Below are 19,953 nucleotides of genomic sequence, written 5' to 3' on the forward strand. Positions count from 1 at the left end.
TGGAAAGCAACAAACCAGCGATAGTAAGAATTATTAAGCAGAATAAGCCAAATGAAAAAGTACCTATTTGGTTAATGCGCCAGGCTGGTAGATCTCTTCCTGAGTATCGCAAAGCCGTAGAAAAAACGAGTAATTTCATGGAGATATGCTATAGCATAGATTTAGTGGTAGAGCTGACGCTACAGCCAATAAAAAGATTTGATATGGACGCAGCCATAATTTTTTCAGACATTTTAATAATAGCTGACGTTTTAGGTTGTGATGTGAATTTTGTTCGCGGTGTGGGTCCAATAATAAAACCTGTGAAAAGCTCTGAGGAGTTAAAAAATTCACAAGAATTTGAAACTAAAACCTTTCCAATCTTAAATGCCATCAGGAAAGTAAGAAGCCAATTATCAGAGGAAAAGTCCCTTATAGGCTTTGCTGGAGGGCCGTGGACGGTAGCTTCCTACATCATAGAGGGTGGTAGTAGTAAAACTTTTTCTAAAGTATTACATTTCTGTTCCCTAGAACTAGAAGAAGTAATTAAAAAAATAACAGAAGCGACAATTATTTATCTAATCAAACAGATAGAGTTTGGAGCAGATGTTATTCAGTTATTCGACAGCAATGCTGGTATATTGCAGGGAGAACTGTTTGAAAGGTATGTAATCAAGCCAACAAAGGAAATTGTTTCAGCAATAAAGAATAAGTTTCCTGATTTTCCTATAATAGGTTTTCCACGCTCTGCTGGAAATCTTTATAAGGATTACTATGAGAAAACAGGTGTATCTGCAGTAAGTATAGATTATAATGTTCCAATAGAATGGGCGAAAGCAAATCTAAAAATTCCTCTGCAAGGGAACCTTAATCCTAGTCTTTTGGCCTACAATAAGGCAGAAGCAATTGAAGAAGCAAAGCGTATAATAGATTGTTTTAGAGGGTTACCTTTTATATTTAATCTTGGACATGGAGTGCTTCCTGATACTCCGGTTGAAAATATTGCTGCATTAGTGGACCTAGTAAGAAACTACTAAAACTCTTGTATGAAAAGCCTTTATGAGGGTGGAATGAAAACCTTACTTGACAAATCTTTACACTTTCCTTATTATGGCAATAAGAGTATTTATCCTTGTTTTTGGGCTCAACGACAAAATTCAGTAAAAAAACTCAGATATCTATTGGCAGGTTACAAAAAATTATAGCGGCTGCATGTCTTTTTTATTTTTTCTACATTCAGCCAAATCGCGCTTATTTTAAGCGTTAGCACATTATTACAATGCCAATTTACATTATTATAGGGTCAAAACTCGCTATACGGGGATTTATTTGCCTTTTTAAATTTATTAAGCTTTTTAATATCTATAGTTAATATATTTAAGAGTACAAAAATACCAACCTTTATGTAAAATAATAAAACTTCTAGCTTTTTTGTTGTGTAGAGTTTATCATTTTTATTTAACTTTAGTGAGATTATGTCAGACCTTGCAAAGAGGATGTCTCTGATAAAACCATCGCCTACAATCGCTGTGACCGATAAGGCAAACAGATTAAAAAGCGAAGGAAAGAAAATTTGCGTTTTAGCTGCGGGAGAGCCGGATTTTGACACTCCAGATCATATAAAAAAGGCAGCTATTCAATCGATAAATGAAGGCAAAACTAAATATACTGCTGTTGATGGAACGCGTGAGCTTAAAGAGGCGATAATCAATAAGTTAAAAAGGGATAACATTCTAGAATACACACTTAGCCAAATCTGTGTTGGTGCTGGTGCTAAGCAGGTGTTATTCAATTTGTTCATGGCAACAATTAACCCTGGGGATGAAGCTATAATACCAGCTCCTTATTGGGTTTCATATGTTGATATGGTAAGTCTTTTTGGCGGACTGCCAGTTGTTGTAGAGTGCAAACAAAACTTTAAGCTGATACCGGAGTTACTGGAAAGCAATATAACTGAGAAAACTAAGTGGTTAATTCTCAACTCACCAAATAATCCAGCAGGAATTGTCTATACATATGATGAATTGAAAAGCATAGCGCAAGTATTGCTTAAACATCCACATGTGAATGTTGTTACAGATGATATTTATGAGCACATAGTATACGACGAAAAGTTTTTTACCATTGCTCAGGTTGAGCCAAAACTTTATGATAGAGTTTTTGTGGTCAATGGAGTATCAAAAGCCTATGCAATGACGGGCTGGAGAATAGGCTATATTGCAGGCAGGAGTGATGTGATAAAAGCTATTTCTACACTGCAGTCTCAAAGTACTTCTAACCCAAACTCGATAGCACAAGCAGCAGCAGTTGAAGCGTTAAACGGTGATCATAGTTTTTTGAAAGAAAGAACAAAAATCTTTAAGGATCGTAGAGATTTTGTAGTAAAAAAGCTAAATTCTGCTTCAGGATTGTCAGCATCTATTCCACAAGGTGCATTCTATTTGTTTGTCGCATGTGAAGGTTTATTGGGTAAGAGCACGAAAAGTGGTAAAGTAATAAATAGTGATCTTGATTTTGCTGAATATTTGTTGGAAGACCATTTAGTTGCTGTTGTTCCAGGAATTGCGTTTGGTCTGAAAAATTTTATCAGAATTTCTTATGCAACCTCTCAGGAACAATTAGAAATTGGATGTAATAGTATTATTAAAGCATGTGAAATGCTAAGTTAACTTTTTAATATTCTTATGTATAATATTTCAGTAAGATAGAGTTGATTTATGGCGTGGGTATATTTGCTATTAGCTGGTTTGGTTGAAATAATATGGACCACAGCACTGAAATATAGCAATGGCTTTACTCGTGTTATACCTGTAGTAATTATTTTAGTTAGCGGTTCTGTAAGTCTTTACTGGCTATCGTTAGCAATGAAGTCTATCCCCCTTGGAACATCTTATGCAGTTTGGACTGGTATAGGCTCTATAGGTGCAGCGATAATAGGAATAATGTTTTTTAATGACCCAGTAAATTTTGGGCGTTTATTTTCCCTTGCTTTGGTAGTGCTGGGTATTATAGGATTAAAAGTATTTTCCAATTAGGAAAAGTTAAGTACGTCTATTTTACCATCTCAGGACTTTCTACTAAAGTTGCCTTGGATTTTTCGGTTCTTGAAGAGGGCATTCCTATTGATTTAGCAAGTACCTTTCTGATGTTCAATGTTTCATTTTTCTCATTTTGTTGAATTAAGTTAATATCGTTTATTTTATTCATTAAATCTTTTCCTTCCTTTAAAATTTTTAAATCGCTTTCGTTGATATGATGTTCATTTTTAAATTCTGCAACGATTTCTTTCTTCTTTGGATGAGTATTCAGAAATTCTAATATCTGGTGTTTAGCAACAGCTTGAATAAATTTCTTATCGTGAAATATTGAATTGTTATGTAGTTCTTCTAGGCTTTTATCATATTGTTTTGCTTCGTTTACAGTAAGTTTTATTATTTCTTCTGCGCTACTTAAAAGTTCCCTGTATAACTTGTCGTATCTATTGCCTGTGTGTGCGGCAAATGTTTGTTCAATGTATTTTGTTATGTAGTTTTGTAGCGTATTGTCTATTGTACCTATGTTCATTCACTCACCTTGCTTTTATATTATATTTTACACACAAAAAGGTTAATATTTAGTTAACTACAGCGTTTCTGATACTGAATTTCATTAAAAATTATATTATTTAAAGTATAATCGGTATCACGAAATAAAAGCGTAAGTAAAATGAATTTTGTAACAAAACTAAAACTTATAGTAAAAAAAATAAAGCTTAAGATGAACAAGGGTAAAATTATAAAAATCCTTATCATCTGTGGTATAATTTTTTTCATATACCTTATCCATGAACCAGTTATAGATATGCTAAAAGGTCTCTTTTAAGAAAGATACTCGGATTAGAGTAGCTATTTACAAAAGTGTTGCTCCTTGCTGATAAAATACCTATAATTCTGTTTTTTAGGTAATATTAGGATTGCAGAGAAACTTTTTCATATGGTTGCTAGCATCACTATTTTATGCATACCAGTATATATTGCGTGTAATTCCAAATATAATCGCGCCTGAATTAATAACAAAATTTAACATAAGTATTACAGATGTTGGTCAATTTGGTGGGCTATATTATATAGGCTATACGCTTGCTCACATACCTGTTGGTCTTGCCCTTGATAGATTTGGGCCAAAGTTTGTTTTACCTGCGTGTATTGTCTTAACATTTGCTGGAACATTGCCGCTAATATGCTTTGATCAGTGGTATTACTCAATACTTGGTAGAATGATTGTTGGAGTTGGGTCATCTGCTTCAGCAATTGGGCTTTTCAAAGTTGCAAGCATGTATTTTTCACAAGAAAAATCAGCAAGGATGGCTAGCTTATCTATAATAATAGGGTTACTGGGAGCTATTTATGGTGGATTACCTCTAGACTTCTTGCTCAATAAATTTGGTTGGAATTATGTTATATACACTTTCTCAGCGTTTGGTTGCTTGCTCGCCCTACTTTTATTCTTAATAACGCCAAATTCTAACATAGAGGAGAGTAGAAATGACAACATACTTCAAGATTTAAAAACTGTACTTTTCAATAAACATATCATTCTAATCAGCTTTTTTGGGGGCTTGATGGTTGGGCCACTAGAAGGTTTTGCTGATGGTTGGGCAAAAGCGTTCTTATGTGAAGCATATCAAATGACCGGAGATTTGGCATCTTCACTTTCCTCTCTCATGTTTATAGGTATGGGAGCTGGATCATTCTTTCTCGCTTATTTACTGGAGAAGTATCCAGACAAACATTACGAGGTGATTATTGCGTGTTCTTTTGCAATGATCGCTAGCTTCCTCTTGCTTTTTACACAATTTGGCGGTTTATATATTGCATTACCTACACTTCTTGTTATCGGCTTTGCATCTGGGTATCAGGTAATTACTATTTACAAGGCAATAAGTTATGTAAACAATAACTTGGTAGGCTTAGCCACAGCTGTATCAAACATGATAGTTATGGTTTTTGGCTATTTTTTTCATACTGGAATTGCAAAAATAATAGACTTATGTTGGAATGGAACGGTAATACAAGGAAATCCTGTGTATGGTACTGAGTTACTAGTAAAAGCAATATCAATTATTCCTGTATGTTTGCTTTTGGCTGTTTTTGGATTTATGTGGTTAAGGAAAAGGTCTTATGACAATTGCTTCAGAAAGGATTTGTAACTCTGAAAATAATTTAAAGTCTTGTGATAATGAAGTTTATCTCTCTATAGAGAAGGAACTGCAGCGTCAAAGATCGCAGTTGCAATTGATTGCATCGGAGAATTTTGCAAGTAAAGCAGTGATGGAAGCACAGGGTTCTTTTCTGACTAATAAATATGCAGAAGGTTATCCTGGTAAAAGATATTACTGTGGCTGTGAGTATGTAGATGAAGTTGAAAATCTGGCTATAGAAAGGCTTTGTAAGCTGTTTAATGTTAAATTTGCAAATGTTCAACCTCACTCTGGTTCTCAGGCAAATCAAGCAGTGTTTGCTTCACTACTTACTCCGGGTGATACAATACTTGGATTGTCACTGAATTGTGGTGGACATTTAACTCATGGTGCAGCACCAAACCTTTCTGGTAAGTGGTTTAAGTCGATCCAGTATACAGTTAATAGAGACACTTACCTGCTTGATATGGATGAGGTGGAAAGGCTAGCGCTAGAGCATAAACCGAAGCTAATCATTGCTGGTGCTTCTGCTTATCCAAGAAAAATAGATTTCGAGCGCTTTCGTGAAATTGCGAATAAAGTTGGTGCATATCTGCTTGCAGATATTGCTCACTATTCAGGGCTTATTGCTGCAGGTTGTTACCCATCACCTGCTGAATATGCGCATATTATAACTTCTACAACTCACAAGACTCTACGTGGTCCTCGTGGTGGAGTGGTAATGACAAATGATGAAGCGTTACATAAAAAAATTCAGTCTGCAGTTTTTCCAGGATTGCAAGGTGGGCCACTTATGCATGTGATAGCTGCAAAAGCTGTTGCATTTAAGGAAGCATTAGCGCCAGAGTTTAAAACTTATAGTAAAAAAGTTGTGGAAAATGCGAAAGTGTTAGCTCAAGCGCTGCAAGGGCATGGGCTGAACATTATAACCGGTGGCACTGACTCTCATATAGTGCTAGTTGATTTAAGATCACAGAAGTTGAAGGGAAAAGACGTTGTAAATAGCCTTGAGAGAGCTGGCATTACCTGCAATAAAAACTCCGTGCCGTTTGACACAGAAAAACCAACCATTACTTCAGGGCTCCGTTTTGGTACCGCTGCTGAGACAACACGCGGACTTGAGAAAAAAGATTTTAAAGAGATAGCTGATCTGATAAATGAAATAATTCAGGGATTAATTGATGGAAATAGCCCTGATGTTGAAAAAGCAGTGAAAAATAAAGTTGAAAGTATTTGTAGTAATTTTCCTATTTATTAATTTATTTAGCATTGGAATTTCCTTCCTTTACTTTGGATTAAACTATTGTATAGTGATTTTATACCTCTTTAATTTTATGATAAATGTACCTAGCATAGAGAGTTGTGATTTTCACAATAAAAATGTTCTGCTCAGGGTTGACTTCAATGTTCCTATAAAAAATGGAAGAATTTGTGATGCCACTCGTATTTTGAGAGCGCTACCTACCATTCAGTATTTGGCAAATGCGGGTGCAAAAGTTATTGTTATCTCACATTTTGGGCGTCCAAAAGCCAAAGACAGTAACTTATCGCTAAAAAACGTAGTTGAAACTTTATCGCGGCTGCTAAGCAAAGAAGTGAAATTTATTGATGATTGTATTGGTGAGAGAGTACAAAGAGCAATAAATGCGATGGATGGAGGAGATATAATATTACTAGAGAATCTGAGGTTTTATAAAGAAGAAGAGCAGAATGATTCAAATTTTGCTAAACAATTAGCATCTCTAGCAGATATATATATAAATGATGCGTTTTCTTGCTCTCACAGAGCTCACGCTTCTATTTCACGCATTACGGAATTTTTACCTTCTTATGCAGGATTTTGCTTGCAAGATGAGCTAAAGTATCTTGAGCAAGCTATATCGTTTGACGCTAAACCTATTACTGCGATAGTTGGTGGAGCTAAAATATCAACTAAAATAAAAATGCTTATAAAGCTAGCAGAAAAGGTTGATTACCTTATTCTGGGCGGCGCAATTGCTAATAATTTTTTGTTATTTAATAAAGTTAATATAGGCAAGTCTTTTTTTCAAAATGGCGTTGATGATCTTCTGCACGATATTGTTGAGACGGCAAATAAAAACAATTGCAAAATAGTTGTGCCAGAAGACGTTTTGGTTGCAGTAAATTCTGATTATAGCACTGGCGTTTTAAGAAAAATTGAATCCATTTTGGACGGTGATATAATTTTAGATATCGGACCTCAAACTTTAAGCACAATAAGCGGTATAATAGCAAGCAGTAAAACTCTGCTGTGGAACGGACCTATTGGTGTTTTTGAACATTCAGCTTTTGCAAATGGTACAGTAGAGGTGATGAGAGTAGTAAGTGATTTGACACACGAAGGAAAATTAACCAGTGTAATAGGAGGAGGAGATAGTCTATCTGCAATAAATACTGCAGGTCTTGCCGATAAAGATTTTACATATATTTCAACTGGTGGGGGAGCGTTTTTAAGTTGGCTAAGTGGTGATGAGATGCCAGGACTGCGATCAACATTAGATTAAAACTTTTTTAAGTTGTTGCTTATACCCTAGCTTCTTTATGAATATGATTATGTCGAAAATAGCTAAGTTAATCTTGTGCTTAATAATACCAGTAATAGGATTTGTTTTTTACATTAAGGAGCATTATCTCAATGATGCAAATTCACAAATTGGCTTTGAGCCGTTTTTCAAAACAGATTCTTCAGATCCAGACTATATTCCACCACTTCCAGAGTTGACTGATTTTGATAGAGGAGTGTTAAGGGTTTGTGGAGATTGGGGAACACAGCCTGATGAAGAAGATTTCAGAATTTTGCTTGATTGTCCGCAGCATCAAGAAGTGGTGAAAAGGATATACGATAAGCTTGATCATCAGGTGATTACACCTAGTGCAGACTTGGGGTTGTTTAAAGATGAATTGACTAAGATTTGGTTTACAAATAGCGGAACTGAAAAAGAAACTATAGGGTTTGGGCATATTTTTTGTGGTGAACCAGATAGATTGGGGCTAGGTGGTATGCATTTTGTAGGTAGATATGTTGAGGCTCAAGAAAATAAGTGGGCGGGTGCGATTTGGGATAATGAATCTCTGTGCAATAAATTAGATATTAAGCCACCTGTTTACACATTTGGAATGAAATATCTAGGTAAGGATGGAGAAGTGAAAGTTAAGTGCCCAAGTGGGTACGCGTATAACCTTCATGCTGATGATATTTTAGTTTCTGCAACTAAGGCGTTTAAGGAGCTGGGAAAAGATGGAATGTGTCTGTATAAAATGGAAGATGACAATTATCAATCAGTGTTTGTGAGAAAGAAAGACGCTATACTCACATTCTATCCTGACTTAACACCAAAATGTAATGATAAGAGTATTAATTGTAGCTGTAGCAAGTCTTGATTGGCTGAAAAAAAGTAAACATTTTATGTGTGTTATGCTAATTTAGTTATATTAAGGGCAATTTGTAGAGCTACATGAAACTTATAGTAAAAAAATGTTTGTCTGTTTTATTTCTGTTGCTGCTTGTAGCGCCTCTTTTATATGGACAACAATCTTGTTTAAGTGATATTGAGAACGATTTTCAAGATTTGAAAACATCATTAAAAAATCCAATATTTTTAGATCCTGCACCGAGTTTAAATTATGATGATAGAGAAGGCAAAAAAGTGTTGATGGTGGTGGTGCACCATACCGAATCACCAACATTAAAAAGTACAAAATACGCATTAAATTCTTCAGGGATATCAGTACAGCTTATTGTTGATAGAGATGGTAGCATTACTCTGATGGTTCCACTTGAAAAACGAGCATGGCATGCTGGTATAAGTTATGCGAAAGTTCAAGTAGATAATGTGGTTGAAGAGCTACGAAAACTGAATGATTATTCTATAGGTATAGAGATTGTAAACACAGGGCTTGAGCCTTTTCCAGAAGAGCAAATGAAATCTGTCAAAGATCTGATTTTGTACCTCATGAAGCGCTTTAAGATTAGAAAAGATATGATATTTAGTCACGCTGAGATAGGCACTATAGTGTACAACTCAGCAATTGAAGGTTACGCAATGCGTAAGCCTGATCCACATAAGTTATTTGATTGGGAGTTATTAGAGAAAAGTGGTATTGGATTGCATATAGGTGATAGAATCAGTCCTCAAGACGCAGAACAAAAAGTAAATGAGGTTTTGTATAAGGTAGGTGATAAGAGTGAAAATATTTTGAAATTAAAAAAAAGGTTAAACGGTTTTTTTTATAAAATACTGCCTTGGAATGATAGGGAAGGTAATATGATTTTTCCTGACAATAATGCTAATTACTCAAATGAGTTTGATGAAAATTTTGCGTGGGTTATCAATCAGTTTTCAATGCACCACTTGCCGAAAGAGATTAGAAAAGACTTGCCTCTAAAATTAGAACAAGAAGATATTTTGCCTGAATTTTTAGTTAAGTATAGAAATCTTATTTTTAGTGAATTCTTATCTTTAAGTGATAAAACTCAATTAAGCTTAAAGCCACCATTTTTGAATGAAGAGGATTATAAGCATTTATTATCTTCTCTTGCAGAATATGAAAATAATATTTCTTCTGATGCATTTGCTATGCTCATGTACAAGATTAAGCTATATTATGACTCTTATCTAAGATACAATATAAGATCTTCACTTTATATTCCATTTAGACTTAATTCATTTGAAAAGCTAGATATTTTAAAGAATGAAATATTATCTTTTAAGTCTATAAGCCCTGAAAAGGCTATAGAAGTCTCGAATTTGATTAATGAGTTTAGGTCGAAAATTTTATCTGATTTCCAAAATTTTGAAAAGCAATGGTTTCAAGAATTTAAGGACACTTGGAAACAAAAATTTATACCGAATATGGAAAGGCAAATGTCTTGGACTGCGCTACATGAAACTGTGTTGGAATATTTAGAAAAGGCGAAGAAAGAAGTCTAATGAGTATTACAATGACCAGATGCATGGGCAGAGAAAAATAAAGGCACATGCATCTGGAAGTATACAAAAATTTCTAAATGAGATTAATATAGTATTGGGATGACAGAGTTTAAAAAATAAGTTACTTTTTTTATTTTTGGTAAAAAGTATTCTATGGGTATTAAAATTGCACCTTCTATACTTTCAGCAGACTTTGCAAAATTAGGGGAGGAAGTAAAAAGAATTAGCGACTTGAATGTAGATTATATACACATAGACGTTATGGATGGAAATTTTGTTCCAAATATTACAATAGGTCCGAATGTTATCTATGCGATACGTAAATATAGCAACCTTCCTTTTGATGTGCACTTAATGATTAAATCTCCTGGTGACCATATTGAAAGTTTTATAAATGCTGGTGCTGATATTATCACTATACATGCAGAAGCAGAGATACATCTTGAGAGGCTAGTAAGAAAGATAAAATCATATAAAAACAATACAAAAAAAATAATACAAGTTGGAGCTTCAATTGTTCCTTCAACTTCTCCAAGCGTGCTTGAGTATATAATAGATGAGCTAGATATTGTGCTAATTATGACAGTCAATCCTGGATTTGGAGGACAGGAGTTTATTCATTCGCAGTTGAGTAAGATATCTACTGTGAGGAAAATGATACAGGACCGTAATCTTAAAACACAAGTTTCAGTAGATGGTGGAGTTAACTTTTCTAACGCAGCTGATATAATAAAAGCAGGTGCAAATATATTAGTTGCTGGATCAGCAATATTTAAAGCTGAAGACATGAAAAAGGCTGTAAACGATCTTAAAAATCTTTCGTTATAACCCTACAGATAACACAAACCATTTTTGTTATCTTGTCAGTTTTAAAAATTCCTATTATCCCAGTGTTTCGACACTGAGATAATAGAAAGTAAGTTCAACCTCAATAGAAACCTGATGACGAGTCATTATTACCAAATTTTGGTCTGCTTCTATTACTAAAACCAGAACGAGGACGAGTAGGTCTATTACTATGATAATTATCTTCAGGTTTTTTATTAAACGAGTTGTTATAATAATTATCCCTATTATTTAAACCATCTCTCCTTTCTTCATTGTAAAGCTTACCTTCAAAAAATTCACCTGTTTCTTGATCAACACGACGTCTTGATAATTTTGGACATCCACCTTTTTCAAAGTCAATTATCAAAGCTTTGAAGGTATCACCCTGTTTAAGTATATCCTCAATGGACTCTACATGTTGATTAGCTACCTCGCTTATATGCATTTTTCCTTTTCTTCCATTAAGAAGTTCTAGCTCTACAATAGACTTCTCTATCTTTACAACTTTAGCATCAATTATAGAACCTTGTTCTAGCTCTGTTATTGAATCAATCATCATATTCTTTGCAGCTTCAGCTTCAGTACTACTAATGGCAAAAACAGAAACTTTACCGTCATCCCCTATTTCAATTTTTGCATTACTTCTTTCACATACACTGCGTATATTTTTTCCTTTAGTACCAATAGCTGCAGAAATTTTATCTTTATCTATATAAAACGATAACACTCTTGGTACATGATCTTTTATATCCTTACGATGTTCTGAAATTACTGCATTCATTTTTTCTAAGATATGTAATCTTCCGACTTTTGCTTGTTCTAAAGATTTTTCAACAATTTCAAAGCTTATACCAGGAATTTTCATATCCATCTGCAGTGCTGTAATCCCTTCGCTAGTTCCTGCTACTTTGAAGTCCATATCACCAAGATAGTCTTCATCGCCCAGTATATCAGAAAGTATTATATGCTCATTTTTGTCTTTGATGAGACCCATAGCAATTCCTGCAACGGGAGCCTTTATTGGCACACCTGTATCCATTAATGCAATGGAAGTTCCACAAACTGTTGCCATAGAAGAAGAACCATCAGATTCCATAATCTCAGATACTACCCTTATTGTATAAGGAAATTCAGATTTATCAGGTAAAACAGGATGAATTGCTTTCCAAGCAAGTTTACCATGACCAATTTCTCTCCTTCCTGGTGCGCGTATAGCAGAAGCCTCTCCAACAGCAAATGGAGGAAAATTATAATGCAACATAAAATGTTCACGTCTATCCCCTTCAATGTCATCCACAATTTGCTCATCTTGTGTAGTACCAAGAGCAGTAACAACTAGTGCCTGAGTGCTACCCCTTGTAAATAGCGCAGAACCGTGAGTCTTGGGTAGAATGTCAGCCTCAATTTCTATCTGGCGTATTTCATCATACTTACGGCTGTCTATTCTCACACTTTTCCTTCTAATCATTTCACGCACTAAAGATCTTTCAAAGCTTTTTACTGCATAAGTAATTAACTTTTCGTCTTTTCCAGCCTCTTTAAGAGTATTCAATATATTATTCCTGACTACTTCTAGAGCTTGGACTCGCTCTTGTTTTACTGTTTTTGAATATGCTTCTTCAAAGTCTTTTCGATATTTTTCAAGTTCTTGAGTTATATCTGATATATCAACAGGAGCAAAGCTTTCAGGTTTATTGCCAACTGTATCAGCAAATTCTTTTATGAGCTTAATAACAGGTTGAAGGTGTTCATGACCAAATTTTATTGCGTTTAAAACATTTTCTTCAGAGAGCTCTTTGACTTCCGATTCGACCATTAAGATCGAATTTTCATCACCAGACAAAAACAGATCCAAGTTGCTCGCTTTCATCTCTTGAACGGAAGGATTGAGTATATAATTGTTATTTTCATCACAACCGACCATGACTCCAGCTATAGTAAAGTGGAAAGGAACACCAGAAATTGCAAGAGCTGCGACGGTACCTATCAATGCTGGTACTTCAGGAGAATTGACCGTATCGTAAGTTAACAGATTACATACTACACTAATTTCATCATGAAAACCTTCAGGAAATAACGGCCTTATACTTCTATCTATTACTCTTGAAATTAAAGTTTCTCTATCAGATGGTTTTCCTTCTCTTTTAAAAAAACCACCAGGAATCTTACCCATGGCATAACTTTTTGCAATAAACTGCACATTTAAAGGGAGAAAATCAACACTTTCTTCCTTCTTTTTTCGTACAACAGTGACTAAGATAGAAGTATCTCCATAATTTACAACTACTGAACCATCAGCTTGACGTGCTATTTTCCCAGTTTCTAAAGATAAGGTACGCCCCTCCCAATCTATAGATTTTTTTATAATTTCAAACATACAAAATTCCTCGATTATTTTCTAATGCCTAACTTCTCTATTAACTCTTGATAGGCTTCATTACCAAATTTACGTTTTATATAATTTAAGTGCTTGCGCCTTCTACCTATCAATATAAGTAAACCGCGCTTAGAATTATGGTCATGCTTATGCGCTTTAAAATGCTCAGTTAAATTACTGATCCTCTCGGTTAAAATTGCACACTGTACAAAAGATGAACCTGTATCATCTTCTTTAATTGCATATGTACTAATCAAACTTTTTTTCTTTTGGGATGTTATTGACATCTAAACCTCATTTCAAAATATTAAAAACACGAATAGGCTTCACATAACCATGAGTAAAACTGCAAATTGCAATAGGTACATTACCCACTATCGTACAAAAAATATCATAATTCTTTAAATTACGCAAGTTATTTAATATAATTTCTTGACCTTTTCTGATTTTCTCCGCTTCCTCTAAGGAAATTTCAACTTTGAACATCGATTTTAAAGCCGATTCAATGGGAATGATGAAGCCTTTTGTATTACCTCCATCATCTTCTGTCATCCCACCCTCCGATGTCATCCCAGTGTCAAGCACTGGGATCAAGCCTATTTCATCACGAACATTGTTTTTGACATATGCTCCTAGAATCTTTTGTCCATTACATGATTTGTAAGTATTTGTATCCAGTGTCAAGCACTGGGGAGAGTAAGTTGTTGTGTTTTTTTTAGTAAGTTGCTCAATTGTCACTGATTCATCTTCCTTAAAATCACCTACCATCGTTCTTCTTAATTGTGTAATATGTCCAAAACAATTTAATTCAATTCCAAGATCTCTTGCAATTGATCTTACATATACGCCGCTACCGCAGATCATAGAAAAATCGGCAATATTATTTATGGTGTCCAAAAATATCATCTTTAGTTCATGTATTTTGACTTGTCGAGGTTTTATATTTACCTTTTGCCCACTTCTTGCTAATTTATATGCTCTTGCTCCCTTGATTTTCACTGCTGAAAATTGAGGAGGAGTTTGTGTTATCTCACCAATAAAATCCTTAATCGCACAGTTTATTTGGTTATATTCGGGTTTTATATCGCTAGTTCTAATGATATCACCACCCAAATCATCCGTAGTTGTTTGTTTTCCCCATTTTATTGTGAAATTGTATGCCTTTAAGTCACAAGATAAATACGGTATAGTTTTTGTTGCTTCACCAAGAGCGATCGGTAATATACCTGAAGCCAAAGGATCAAGTGTTCCCAAATGTCCGGCTTTTTTTATTCCAAAAATCCTTTTAATTTGAGTTACAGCTTGTGCAGAACTCATTCCTGTTGGTTTATCAAGATTCAGCCAGCCATTTACCATGTATCAATCTTACATAATTAGTAACAATTTAAAAAGTAGATAAAACATCAAGTTATTAATAAAAATGCTTGATTAGTTTACATTCTCAATATATAATTAACTTTTTATAAACCTTAATTAGGAGGAAGTGATTATGACTACAAATATATGGAAACTAAAAAACATAGCACCTATAACAAAAATGGGTATTGAAGGTACAGTTGCAACTGCATCTTTAGCAGCAGCAATAACAACATTATTGATTGCTACTAAAGTAATTGCTGGACCTGCATCTTTAGCACTTATTGCTAGCCCTGCTGGAATTGCAGTTCTATTTATTGCCGCTGTATATTTTGTCGCAGCAGCTTATGCTTCATATCAGCAAATGCATAAGAATGAAGAAATAAGTGAAGCTAAAGTAAGTGCTGAAGCAGCAGCTAATAAAGCTGAAGCAGCTAAAGCAAGTGCTGAAGAAGCAGCTAGTAAAGCTGAAGCAGCTAAAGCAAGTGCTGAAACAGAAGCTAATCAAGCTGAAGCAGCTAAAACAGAAGTTGAAGAAAAAATTAAAAATTTACCTACTAAAAATGAGTTGAATAACAAAGCTGACAAGTCTGAATTGGATAGTAAATTAAATGCAGATGCTCTTGAAGGCGAAATTAAAAAACTTTTACCTAGTCTCTTAGTAGATCCTGATGTTGCTACTGTGGATGTTAAAAAAGCATTTGCAACAGCAAGTTAATAAATTAATATAACTGGAGGTAGATTTTCTACCTCTTTTTTTCTCCTTTCATCTCGATGTGTAAAAGTTACAATAGCCTATCCCACAACTCAACTACATCCTCATCAAAGTCTATTACTTCTGTTTTTTTGAATCGGTAGCAGTTGTTGATGGATTGAATCCCTAAATCTCCTATAAAGGGAGTGGCATCATTACCTAAAATTTTACCACTGCGGCAGATTATCAATCTGTCGATTAAATTATGCTTTAATAATTCTGTAATTAACACTCCTCCACCTTCAACTAATAACCTTGTTATACCAATTTCTGAAACAAGTTTTGATGCCATGTCTTTTAGGCAGACTTTGCCAGCATTGTTTGAATTAACTACTAAGTAGTTAATGTTTTTTATTTTTTTCTTTACTTTATTGTTTGTAATTACCCAAGTTGTTATTTTGTCTGCAGTTTTTGCAATATTATGCTCTTCCTTCAATTTCCCTTGGCTATCGATAATTAGCCTTATTGGCGACCTGTCTTCGAGTCCTGGTAATCTGCAAGTTAAGAGAGGATCGTCATTGATAAGGGTACTACTGCCAATCATAATTGCATCATATTTTGCTCTGAGCTCATGTACCCAATTTCTCGTATCTTCACTTGTTATCCATTTGCTATCACCTGTAAATGTTGCGATTTTTCCGTCAAGAGTTGTTGCGATTTTGCAAGCTATGAATGGTCTATGAAATTCTTTAGTGGTGAAAAAACCGACATTCAATACTTCTGCCTCTTTTTGCATAATACCTTGCTCAACTTCAATTCCTGCTTCTTTCAGAGCTTTAATTCCTCCACCTGAAACTCTACTATCTGGATCAATTGCTGCAATTACTACTCTTTTTATTCCTGATTTTATGATTTCTGCAGTGCAAGGTTCTGTAACTCCAAAGTGGCAGCATGGTTCAAGAGTGACGTACATAGTTGCACCATGAGTTAAATCTTTAGCATTTTGCAAAGCAACTACTTCTGCATGTGGACGTCCACCGATTCCTGTGTAGCCTTCACCGATCACCATACCGTTTTTTACAATGATACATCCAACAGCGGGATTTGGTGCAACACTTCCAAGACTTTTTTCTGCAAGTTTTAATGCGATCGACATGAAATAATCATCAGTCATTAGAAAGAAGTCATTTCGTATGAGGTATCAAAAATTCTTCTGTGCTCGTGTATGGCAAATCTATCTGTCATACCTGAGATATAATCACATATTATTACTGAACGCTGAGATTCACAAGCAAGCTTGTTCCACTCTGTGGGTAATAACCTTGGGTTTTCATAAAAACATTGAAAAAGCTCCTGTACTATACGTTTTGCTTTGTTCATTGTTCTGGTCAGTTTATAACTTCTGTATATTTTTTCCATGTTAAATTTTTTCATCTCTTTTGTGGCATTTGCAATTTCTGGTGAAAATGTGACTAGCATTGTATTTAGACCTCTTACATCTTCTACGCTTTTTATTTTGTGATCTTTAATATTTCTTTCAGTCTGAAAAACGACATCATTTATCATAATTCCTATAGTTCTACTCAGTGATTCATGTATGAGTTTGCTTTGAGCCAATTCTGAATATTCGCTTTTTACTTCTTTGAACATTTTGCCAATTAAAGGAACATCGAGCAAATCTTCGGTTATTACTAAATTTGCCCTGAGTGCATCATCAAGATCATGAACACTATAAGCAATGTCATCAGCAATCGAAGCAACTTGTGCTTCAAGACTTGAAAATTCTTCAAGCTTTAGATCATATTTTTCATTGTATTCTAATAGTAGCTGATTATTTGTGTGGGATACCGTATTTTGACCGAGTAAAGGACCGTTATGCTTTGCAACGCCTTCAATCACTTCCCAACTTAGATTCATACCATTAAAGTCAGCATGTTTTTGTTCAAGATAAGTTAAAATCCTTATAGCTTGAACGTTATGATCAAACTTATACTTCTCGTTATCAATTTGAACTAGAGCATTCTCACCTGTGTGACCAAATGGAGGATGACCAAGGTCATGTGCAAGCGCTATGCATTCGGTGATGTCCTCATCTAATCTGAGCCTGCGTGCGATGGATCTTGCAATTTGTGCAACTTCAAGGCTATGAGTTAGCCGAGTACGATAGTAATCATGCTCATAATTGATAAAAACTTGTGTTTTGTACCCCAATTTCCTAAACGCATTAGAGTGAATAATGCGGTCCCTATCACGCTGAAAGCAGCTGCGATTTTCATCTTCTGGCTCTTTAAAATTTCTTCCTTTTGTTTTATTTGGAAAGCACGCGTAACTTAATAGAAAATTATTGTTTGACATGTAAAATTTCTACTATAATAGGTTATCAATAATGAACGGTGGTTGTTATGTCAACAGATTACAATATTAGCTTAACTGACAATGCATTAAGGAAAATCCACTCCCTTGTAGAACAGGAAGGAGATGAGAGTTCTGTTTTGCGGGTTGCAGTTTCAGGTGGTGGATGCTCTGGCTTCAAGTATAATTTTCTTATGGATCAAATAAATAAGAAGATGTCTTTGGGTGACGATTTTGACGATGATGAAGACGACGATTTTGACGGTGACGAAGATAGCGAGGATTATAGAAGCCACTCCAGTTTTAGTGAAAAAGGTAAAGATATAGTAATTAATGATGAGAATGGAAACCCTGTGTTAATGGTTGATAATTGTTCAGCGAAATTTTTAAATAATTCAACTATAGATTATACTGAAGATCTAAGTGGTTCTGGTTTTCAAATCAAGAATGCTCTCGCTAAGTCTCGATGTGGGTGTGGTAACAGTTTCTCGGTCTAATTCTCCCTCCTGGATCTTTTTATAATATGGACAGTGATGTAGCACTAGAGCTAGCTTCTGTGAGTAAGAGCTTCAAAAAAAGTCCTGCTATTGTAGAAGATATCAATCTGAGTCTTACAAGAGGGCAAGTAGTTGCATTGATCGGCAGTTCAGGATCAGGAAAAACAACTATATTGCAAATTGCAGGCCTATTGGATAAGCCAACTTTAGGTGTAGTGACAATAGATGGAGTAAATTGTACGCAAGCCAGCAATAAATATAAAACTCATGTAAGAAGAAATTTTCTTAGCTTTGTTTATCAATTTCACTATTTATTACAAGAGTTATCAGTGTTGGAAAACGTTATGCTTCCTCAGCTTATTGCAAGAAGAAGCAAAGCTGAAGCAAAAAAAAAATCGCAAGCAATATTGGAAAAATTTGGTTTGGAAAGTAAAGCAAGTAGTATGGTATCTGAAATTTCTGGTGGAGAAAGGCAGAGGGTTGCAATTGCAAGAAGCATTGTAAACTCTCCAAAGCTTTTACTTGCAGATGAGCCAACGGGAAATTTAGACCCAACAAATTCTTTGAATGTATTTTTGCTGTTACATTCATATGTAAAGGAAAATAACAGCTCTATGCTTATAGTAACACACAACTATATCCTTGCAGAAAAAGCAGATCACATTTTTCAGTTAAAAAACCGATCATTAGTAAAGCTGTAAATGGAAGAAACAAGTACAATACAAAGCTACCTATAACTTGTACTTATTTAACCAATGGTCATTAACGGAGTATAATTCGCATGAAATGCTTTCATTATTTTTTATACACGGACTCTTTAACTTACGCTGTTTACTTAGAAAGCATCCTGACAGCATAAACATTGCTAAAACGAGAAATAATAATTGCCTAAACATAACAAGACTTTTTTTATTTATATTAATACGTTCATTTCTCTCATTTGTAAAGTTAGGCATATTCTTTTACCCTTATCTCTTTTTTAACTTTTTTGGAGGAAGTGACTGCACTGTTTAAGCGTAGTTTTATATAATTATCTATAATTTGAGCTACTTCCTCTTCTTTATCCCTTAAAAAGTGGTTAGTATCGTCTACTATATGGTATTCCATATGGTTATTTTTTACCGAATTTATTAACCTTTGTGCTAATTCTGTTACATCGCTTTCTTCTGAAATTGTATCATTATTACTTTGTATTATAAGTCCAGGAACTGGGCAAGGAGAGAGAAAAGAGAAATCGTACTTAGTTGCTGGAAGAGAAAGGGCAACAAAACTTACTATCTCTGGACGGCGTATTGTCAACTGCATAGCTACCCATGCTCCAAAAGAAAAACCGACTATCCAAATTGGAACGTTGTTAGAGTTATGCTCCTGAAGCCAATCAATAGCTACTGCAGCATCAGTTAATTCTCCTATACCCTTATCAAAAGTTCCGGTAGATTTTCCGACACCACGAAAATTAATTGTCAATGCAGAAAAGTTATTATCGATAAAAGATTCATATATAGTATGTATAATCTTACTATCCATACTACCACCATATTGAGGGTGATGATGTAAAATTAGCACAACTGGTGCATTGGTATCTTTGCTTTGATGATATCTACCTTCTATCTTTTTTGTTGCATTATTTAAAAAGACTTCTACCATGATTGCTCCTAATAAAAACCTGTTTTGACAGGGCTTGATAATGTAAATTATTTATTAATTATGTATTAATTTCACTGTTTTTGCAATAAATT

18 protein-coding genes and 1 pseudogene are annotated in these 19,953 nt (G+C 34.6%); 12 read left to right on the top strand and 7 right to left on the bottom strand.

Annotated features, from left to right (window positions below; genetic code table 11):
• Positions 1–51: 51 nt before the first annotated feature.
• The 3 genes and pseudogenes from hemE to ABWU35_RS00015 all read left to right on the top strand — a co-directional run.
• A pseudogene (hemE, locus tag ABWU35_RS00005) lies at positions 52–990 on the top strand (uroporphyrinogen decarboxylase); the annotation flags it as partial.
• Positions 991–1,454: 464 nt separating this feature from the next.
• Positions 1,455–2,648 (top strand): pyridoxal phosphate-dependent aminotransferase, encoded by a 1,194-nt coding sequence (locus ABWU35_RS00010; RefSeq protein ID WP_017531947.1) that lies wholly within the window; start codon positions 1,455–1,457, stop codon positions 2,646–2,648.
• Positions 2,649–2,696: 48 nt separating this feature from the next.
• Positions 2,697–3,014, top strand: a complete 318-nt coding sequence (locus tag ABWU35_RS00015; RefSeq protein ID WP_010403511.1) for a DMT family transporter — start codon at positions 2,697–2,699, stop codon at positions 3,012–3,014.
• 16 nt (positions 3,015–3,030) lie between these two features.
• On the opposite strand, the gene ABWU35_RS00020 is transcribed toward ABWU35_RS00015, so the two are convergent.
• Positions 3,031–3,543: a hypothetical protein gene (locus tag ABWU35_RS00020; RefSeq protein ID WP_214303167.1), complete on the bottom strand. Its 513-nt coding sequence runs from the start codon at positions 3,541–3,543 to the stop codon at positions 3,031–3,033.
• A 388-nt stretch (positions 3,544–3,931) separates the two neighbouring features.
• Here ABWU35_RS00020 and ABWU35_RS00025 point away from each other — a divergent pair, with 388 nt between their 5' ends.
• The 6 genes from ABWU35_RS00025 (at position 3,932) to rpe (ending at position 10,938) form a co-directional block, all read left to right on the top strand.
• A complete protein-coding gene (locus tag ABWU35_RS00025) occupies positions 3,932–5,167 on the top strand; it encodes an MFS transporter (RefSeq protein ID WP_007302244.1) in 1,236 nt (411 codons plus the stop codon).
• Complete coding sequence (gene glyA, locus ABWU35_RS00030; RefSeq protein WP_007302243.1) at positions 5,139–6,416, top strand: serine hydroxymethyltransferase; 1,278 nt, start codon at positions 5,139–5,141, stop codon at positions 6,414–6,416. The genes ABWU35_RS00025 and glyA overlap by 29 nt, the downstream gene beginning before the upstream one ends.
• 79 nt (positions 6,417–6,495) lie before the next feature.
• The gene (locus tag ABWU35_RS00035) at positions 6,496–7,683 is read left to right on the top strand and encodes a phosphoglycerate kinase (RefSeq protein WP_179943647.1); all 1,188 of its coding nucleotides are present in this window, start codon (positions 6,496–6,498) and stop codon (positions 7,681–7,683) included.
• A gap of 49 nt (positions 7,684–7,732) precedes the next feature.
• The gene (locus ABWU35_RS00040; RefSeq protein ID WP_012481925.1) at positions 7,733–8,560 is read left to right on the top strand and encodes an EndoU domain-containing protein; all 828 of its coding nucleotides are present in this window, start codon (positions 7,733–7,735) and stop codon (positions 8,558–8,560) included.
• A 74-nt stretch (positions 8,561–8,634) separates the two neighbouring features.
• Entirely contained in the window at positions 8,635–10,110 is a 1,476-nt protein-coding gene (locus tag ABWU35_RS00045; protein ID WP_007302240.1) for an N-acetylmuramoyl-L-alanine amidase, read from the top strand.
• A gap of 153 nt (positions 10,111–10,263) precedes the next feature.
• A complete protein-coding gene (gene rpe, locus ABWU35_RS00050; protein WP_007302239.1) occupies positions 10,264–10,938 on the top strand; it encodes a ribulose-phosphate 3-epimerase in 675 nt (224 codons plus the stop codon).
• A gap of 100 nt (positions 10,939–11,038) precedes the next feature.
• Here rpe and pnp read toward each other — a convergent pair whose 3' ends face one another.
• The 3 genes from pnp to truB are packed head-to-tail and all read right to left on the bottom strand — an operon-like array spanning position 11,039 to position 14,671.
• On the bottom strand, positions 11,039–13,315 hold the full coding sequence (gene pnp, locus ABWU35_RS00055) for a polyribonucleotide nucleotidyltransferase (RefSeq protein ID WP_012481924.1): 2,277 nt from the start codon (positions 13,313–13,315) through the stop codon (positions 11,039–11,041).
• 14 nt (positions 13,316–13,329) lie between these two features.
• Positions 13,330–13,602 carry a 30S ribosomal protein S15 gene (gene rpsO, locus ABWU35_RS00060; protein WP_007302237.1) on the bottom strand — a complete coding sequence of 91 codons (273 nt, stop codon included), beginning with the start codon at positions 13,600–13,602 and terminating at the stop codon, positions 13,330–13,332.
• A gap of 7 nt (positions 13,603–13,609) precedes the next feature.
• Complete coding sequence (gene truB / locus ABWU35_RS00065; protein ID WP_007302236.1) at positions 13,610–14,671, bottom strand: tRNA pseudouridine(55) synthase TruB; 1,062 nt, start codon at positions 14,669–14,671, stop codon at positions 13,610–13,612.
• 133 nt (positions 14,672–14,804) lie between these two features.
• Between truB and ABWU35_RS00070 the strand changes: the two genes are divergently transcribed.
• Positions 14,805–15,389, top strand: a complete 585-nt coding sequence (locus ABWU35_RS00070) for a hypothetical protein (protein WP_264685533.1) — start codon at positions 14,805–14,807, stop codon at positions 15,387–15,389.
• 67 nt (positions 15,390–15,456) lie between these two features.
• Here ABWU35_RS00070 and ribD read toward each other — a convergent pair whose 3' ends face one another.
• Both ribD and ABWU35_RS00080 read right to left on the bottom strand, forming a co-directional pair.
• A complete protein-coding gene (gene ribD, locus ABWU35_RS00075; RefSeq protein WP_264685534.1) occupies positions 15,457–16,539 on the bottom strand; it encodes a bifunctional diaminohydroxyphosphoribosylaminopyrimidine deaminase/5-amino-6-(5-phosphoribosylamino)uracil reductase RibD in 1,083 nt (360 codons plus the stop codon).
• Positions 16,539–17,720: a deoxyguanosinetriphosphate triphosphohydrolase gene (locus ABWU35_RS00080; RefSeq protein ID WP_264685535.1), complete on the bottom strand. Its 1,182-nt coding sequence runs from the start codon at positions 17,718–17,720 to the stop codon at positions 16,539–16,541. The genes ribD and ABWU35_RS00080 overlap by 1 nt, the downstream gene beginning before the upstream one ends.
• A 47-nt stretch (positions 17,721–17,767) precedes the next feature.
• Here ABWU35_RS00080 and ABWU35_RS00085 point away from each other — a divergent pair, with 47 nt between their 5' ends.
• Both ABWU35_RS00085 and ABWU35_RS00090 read left to right on the top strand, forming a co-directional pair.
• Positions 17,768–18,214, top strand: coding sequence for a HesB/IscA family protein (locus ABWU35_RS00085; protein WP_264685536.1), 447 nt, complete (start codon positions 17,768–17,770; stop codon positions 18,212–18,214).
• A 26-nt stretch (positions 18,215–18,240) separates the two neighbouring features.
• On the top strand, positions 18,241–18,915 hold the full coding sequence (locus ABWU35_RS00090; RefSeq protein WP_019236789.1) for an ABC transporter ATP-binding protein: 675 nt from the start codon (positions 18,241–18,243) through the stop codon (positions 18,913–18,915).
• 247 nt (positions 18,916–19,162) lie between these two features.
• Here the strand turns inward: ABWU35_RS00090 and ABWU35_RS00095 are convergent, their stop codons facing one another.
• Entirely contained in the window at positions 19,163–19,861 is a 699-nt protein-coding gene (locus ABWU35_RS00095) for an alpha/beta hydrolase (RefSeq protein ID WP_353275966.1), read from the bottom strand.
• Positions 19,862–19,953: the final 92 nt, after the last annotated feature.

It is taken from the genome of Wolbachia endosymbiont (group B) of Xylocampa areola, assembly GCF_964028205.1.
Classification (GTDB): domain Bacteria; phylum Pseudomonadota; class Alphaproteobacteria; order Rickettsiales; family Anaplasmataceae; genus Wolbachia.

Excerpts from the sequence above, each read along its gene's own strand:
- ABWU35_RS00020 (WP_214303167.1), bottom strand. The coding sequence starts at position 3,543 with ATGAACATAGGTACAATAGACAATACGCTACAAAACTACATAACAAAA.
- ABWU35_RS00090 (WP_019236789.1), top strand. The coding sequence starts at position 18,241 with ATGGACAGTGATGTAGCACTAGAGCTAGCTTCTGTGAGTAAGAGCTTC.
- glyA (WP_007302243.1), top strand. The coding sequence starts at position 5,139 with ATGACAATTGCTTCAGAAAGGATTTGTAACTCTGAAAATAATTTAAAG.
- ABWU35_RS00010 (WP_017531947.1), top strand. The coding sequence starts at position 1,455 with ATGTCAGACCTTGCAAAGAGGATGTCTCTGATAAAACCATCGCCTACA.
- pnp (WP_012481924.1), bottom strand. The coding sequence starts at position 13,315 with ATGTTTGAAATTATAAAAAAATCTATAGATTGGGAGGGGCGTACCTTA.
- ABWU35_RS00070 (WP_264685533.1), top strand. The coding sequence starts at position 14,805 with ATGACTACAAATATATGGAAACTAAAAAACATAGCACCTATAACAAAA.
- ABWU35_RS00040 (WP_012481925.1), top strand. The coding sequence starts at position 7,733 with ATGTCGAAAATAGCTAAGTTAATCTTGTGCTTAATAATACCAGTAATA.
- ABWU35_RS00045 (WP_007302240.1), top strand. The coding sequence starts at position 8,635 with ATGAAACTTATAGTAAAAAAATGTTTGTCTGTTTTATTTCTGTTGCTG.
- ribD (WP_264685534.1), bottom strand. The coding sequence starts at position 16,539 with ATGACTGATGATTATTTCATGTCGATCGCATTAAAACTTGCAGAAAAA.
- ABWU35_RS00095 (WP_353275966.1), bottom strand. The coding sequence starts at position 19,861 with ATGGTAGAAGTCTTTTTAAATAATGCAACAAAAAAGATAGAAGGTAGA.
- truB (WP_007302236.1), bottom strand. The coding sequence starts at position 14,671 with ATGGTAAATGGCTGGCTGAATCTTGATAAACCAACAGGAATGAGTTCT.
- rpe (WP_007302239.1), top strand. The coding sequence starts at position 10,264 with ATGGGTATTAAAATTGCACCTTCTATACTTTCAGCAGACTTTGCAAAA.
- ABWU35_RS00080 (WP_264685535.1), bottom strand. The coding sequence starts at position 17,720 with ATGTCAAACAATAATTTTCTATTAAGTTACGCGTGCTTTCCAAATAAA.
- ABWU35_RS00015 (WP_010403511.1), top strand. The coding sequence starts at position 2,697 with ATGGCGTGGGTATATTTGCTATTAGCTGGTTTGGTTGAAATAATATGG.
- rpsO (WP_007302237.1), bottom strand. The coding sequence starts at position 13,602 with ATGTCAATAACATCCCAAAAGAAAAAAAGTTTGATTAGTACATATGCA.
- ABWU35_RS00085 (WP_264685536.1), top strand. The coding sequence starts at position 17,768 with ATGTCAACAGATTACAATATTAGCTTAACTGACAATGCATTAAGGAAA.